Below are 3937 nucleotides of genomic sequence, written 5' to 3'. Positions count from 1 at the left end.
CCCTCGCCGCGAATGGTGGTTTACAGCGCTCTGTTGGGAATGGTTGTGGTACGCTATGGGCCCGGTTAAACGGTCCCCGGCCCCTTCGCGCACCCCTCCGCGCTCGCTCCCGTCCGCCGCACGCCCGGCCGCGCCTCCCCGCATCACGTCCACAGACGGAGCACAGGACAGACACGGAGGAGGATTGCGTTCCGCACGTCAGGGGTAGGAGCGGCTACGACCGATTTGCCCCGGCTGTGCGGGAGGGACCCCCACCATGTTCTTGGAAGCGCTCGGCTCAGCGCTGCTCGGTCTCGCGCTGGCGTGGGCGGCGGCCTACCGCCTGCCCCACCGGTTGCCCGCCCGCAGCCTGGTCCTGTCGACCGGCGTGGCAGGAGCCCTGTTCGGCGCCTTCCTGACGCACACGGCCCTGGGCTCCGGCCACTGGCTGGTCATCCTGATCGGCGCGGCGGCCGTCGCCGCGGCGCTGCTGTCGCTGCTGCTCCGGCCGGAGGAACGTTTTCGACGCCGCTCGGCGACGGCGTAGCCCGTTCCGCAGGCCCCGCTCCCGCGACCGCGAACCGCGCGGCTAGGACGTAAGGACGTCTCCCGGACGGACCCCGCCCGAGGGCCCCCTCCCCGGGCAGTCCCTGGGCCGTGGGCCAGATCCTGGGCGCCGTGGGGCACCCAGGGCAGGGCCTGACCGCGAGGCGGGTCTAGGCCGCGAGGCGGGTCTAGGCCGCGAGGCGGGTCTAGGCCGCGAGGCGGGTCTAGGCCGCGAGGCCGAGTGCGGCCATCCGCTTGGTGTGCGCCTCGGTGATCCGGGAGAACATCCGGCCGACCTCCGCGAGATCGAAGCCGTCCGCGACGCCGCCCACGAGCATCGTCGACAGGGCGTCACGGTCGGCGACCACGCGCTGCGACTGGGACAGGGCCTCGCCCATCAGCCGTCGCGCCCACAGCGCGAGCCGGCCCCCCACCCGCGGGTCGGCGTCGATCGCCGCGCGCACCTTCTCGATGGCGAAGCCGGCGTGACCGGTGTCGTCGAGGACGCCGAGGACGAGCCCGCGGGTGTCCGAGTCGAGGCGGGCCGCGACCTCACGGTAGAAGTCACTGGCGATCGAGTCGCCGACGTACGCCTTGACGAGCCCTTCGAGCCAGTCCGAGGGAGCCGTCTGCCTGTGGAAGCCGTCGAGCGCGGCGACGAACGGTTCCATGGCCTGCGTCGGCTCCGCGCCGACCGCGGCGAGCCGGTCCCGCAGCTGCTCGAAGTGGTGGAACTCGGCCGACGCCATCTTCGCCAGTTCCGCCTTGTCGCTGAGCGTGGGCGCCAGCTTGGCGTCCTCCGCGAGCCGCTCGAACGCCGCGAGCTCGCCGTACGCGAGCGCTCCGAGCAGGTCCACGACCGCGGCCCGGTACTGCGGGTCGGCCGAGGCAGTGTCCCAGTCCTGCGCGGCTACTCCGGTGGCCGCGGGAGCGGTGTCGGCGGGGGCCTCGGCGGGCTTCTCAGCGGCGTTGTCAGGCGTCGTCATGAAGCGCACAATAGCCCGCTCACAGCACGAGGGAAGTCCCTGGTCAACCAGTGTGACGACGACTACGTGACCAAATCGGCCATCGCATGTGCGTGATTCCGGGGTATGGTGGTAATGCGCCCGGCGAGTAAATTCGACGGGCCGCACGAATGAGGATGCCCGGTCGGTGGCCCGATCGGCTCCGACCCGACAGCCCTCCTCGTCGGTACGGCACATTGCGTACGGCATCCGGAGGGAACCCTCAGCGGCACGAGAGCTCGAGCGTCGGCAGTGGTCCCATGCCACTCGGCCCGCCCGTCAAGAGCGGCCGACGTCCCCGGCACGGTCCCGACACGACCCCCGCGCTCGCCTCGCACCGCGTACACAGAAGAGGCAGCACCCTGACTACGACTTTCCGAGACCTCGGAATCCTTCCTGAGACCGCCGAAGCCCTTGAGGCCGTCGGCATCATCAACCCCTTCCCCATCCAGGAGATGACGCTCCCCGTCGCCCTATCGGGCAGCGACGTCATCGGCCAGGCCAAGACCGGCACCGGCAAGACGCTGGGCTTCGGCCTCCCGCTTCTGGAGCGCGTCACCGTCCCCGCGGACGTCGAGGCGGGCCGGGCCAAGCCCGAGCAGCTCACCGACGCCCCGCAGGCCCTCGTCGTCGTCCCGACGCGCGAGCTGTGCACCCAGGTGACCAACGACCTGCTGACCGCGGGCAAGGTCCGCAACGTGCGCGTTCTCGCCATCTACGGCGGCCGGGCGTACGAGCCCCAGGTGGAGGCCCTGAAGAAGGGCGTCGACGTCATCGTCGGCACCCCGGGCCGACTGCTGGACCTCGCGGGCCAGAAGAAGCTCAACCTCAAGCACATCAAGGCGCTCGTCCTCGACGAGGCCGACGAGATGCTCGACCTGGGCTTCCTGCCCGACGTCGAGAAGATCATGAACATGCTGCCGGCCCGCCGTCAGACGATGCTGTTCTCGGCGACCATGCCGGGCGCGGTCATCGGTCTCGCGCGCCGCTACATGTCGCAGCCCACGCACATCCGCGCCTCCGAGCCGGACGACTCGGGCGCGACGGTCCGCAACACCGCGCAGTTCGTCTACCGCGCGCACAACATGGACAAGCCCGAGCTGGTCGCCCGCATACTGCAGGCCGACGGCCGCGGCCTGGCCATGGTCTTCTGCCGCACCAAGCGCACGGCGGCCGACCTCGCCGACCAGCTCCAGCAGCGCGGCTTCGCCTCCGGCGCGGTCCACGGCGACCTCGGCCAGGGCGCCCGCGAGCAGGCGCTGCGCGCCTTCCGCAACGGCAAGGTCGACGTCCTCGTCTGCACCGACGTCGCGGCCCGCGGTATCGACGTCGAGGGTGTCACCCACGTCATCAACTACCAGTCCCCCGAGGACGAGAAGACGTACCTGCACCGCATCGGCCGCACCGGCCGCGCGGGTGCCAAGGGCATCGCGATCACCCTGGTCGACTGGGACGACATCCCGCGCTGGCAGCTGATCAACAAGGCGCTGGACCTCGGCTTCGGCAACCCGCCGGAGACGTACTCCACGTCCCCGCACCTCTTCGAGGAGCTGAAGATCCCGGTAGGCACCAAGGGTGTCCTGCCGCGATCCGAGCGCACCCGCGCCGGCCTCTCGGCCGAAGAGGTCGAGGACCTCGGCGAGACCGGTGGCCGTGGCGGTCCGCGTGGCCGCGGTGGCCGTTCGGCGGCGCCGTCGGCCCCCGAGCGCGAGCGTGAGCGCTCGCCGCGCCCGCCCCGCCAGCGCCGTCGTACGCGCAACGGTGCGTCGCTGGACGAGACGTCCACGTCCCCGTCCACGTCGCCCGAGGCCGCCACGGACGCTCCCGCGTCCGTCGAGGCCACCGAGCCCCGCACGCCTCGCCGCCGTCGGCGTACGCGCGGTGGAACGGGCTCCGAGCCGGTGGCGGCCGCTGCCGTGGCCACCCCGGTGGCCGAGGCCGCCGAGGTCGCCGTCGCGACGGCCGAGGGCGTCGCCGACGAGCCGGCCCAGCCGCGCCGTCGGCGGAACCGCAGGACCGCCGACACCGTCGTCGAGACGGCGGAGGCGGCGGTGACCGCTGCCGAGGCCGTGGTCGAGAACGTCGCCACCGAGATCGCCACCGAGATCGCCGCCGAGGCTCCGGCCAAGCCGGCCCGCCGTCGGACCCGCAAGGCCGCCGAGACGGCGCCCGCGGCGGAGACCGTCGCCGAGGCCGCCGAGGTCACCGAGGCTCCGGCCAAGCCCGTGCGGCGCCGGACCCGTAAGGCCGCGGAGGCCGTGGTCGACACGGTCGAGGCCGCCGCCACCGAGGTCGCCGAGGCGGTCGCCGAGGCCAAGCCGCGGCGTACGCGGGCCAAGGCCGCGAGCACCGTCACGGACACGGCCGAGGCCGCCGAGGCGACCGAGGCCAAGCCCGTCCGCCGCCGG

Annotated in this window: 3 protein-coding genes; 2 read left to right on the top strand and 1 reads right to left on the bottom strand. The window is 72.8% G+C overall.

Annotated elements, in window-relative coordinates; translation table 11 throughout:
* Positions 1 to 256 precede the first annotated feature (256 nt).
* Positions 257 to 526 carry a hypothetical protein gene (locus ACFWBT_RS42170; RefSeq protein ID WP_385709892.1) on the top strand — a complete coding sequence of 90 codons (270 nt, stop codon included), beginning with the start codon at positions 257 to 259 and terminating at the stop codon, positions 524 to 526.
* A gap of 223 nt (positions 527 to 749) precedes the next feature.
* On the opposite strand, the gene ACFWBT_RS42165 is transcribed toward ACFWBT_RS42170, so the two are convergent.
* Complete coding sequence (locus tag ACFWBT_RS42165) at positions 750 to 1511, bottom strand: ferritin-like fold-containing protein (RefSeq protein ID WP_385709889.1); 762 nt, start codon at positions 1509 to 1511, stop codon at positions 750 to 752.
* A gap of 278 nt (positions 1512 to 1789) precedes the next feature.
* Between ACFWBT_RS42165 and ACFWBT_RS42160 the strand changes: the two genes are divergently transcribed.
* Positions 1790 to 3937: DEAD/DEAH box helicase (locus ACFWBT_RS42160; protein WP_385709886.1), on the top strand; the 2148-nt coding region annotated here is incomplete at its 3' end.

Source organism: Streptomyces sp. NPDC060027 (genome assembly GCF_042737005.1).
GTDB lineage: Bacteria > Actinomycetota > Actinomycetes > Streptomycetales > Streptomycetaceae > Streptomyces.
Note: the sequence above shows the minus strand (reverse complement) of the source record. Positions and strands in the feature narration are given on the sequence as shown.

Coding starts and splice junctions, on each gene's coding strand:
- ACFWBT_RS42165 (WP_385709889.1), bottom strand. CDS start 1,511: ATGACGACGCCTGACAACGCCGCTGAGAAGCCCGCCGAGGCCCCCGCC.
- ACFWBT_RS42170 (WP_385709892.1), top strand. CDS start 257: ATGTTCTTGGAAGCGCTCGGCTCAGCGCTGCTCGGTCTCGCGCTGGCG.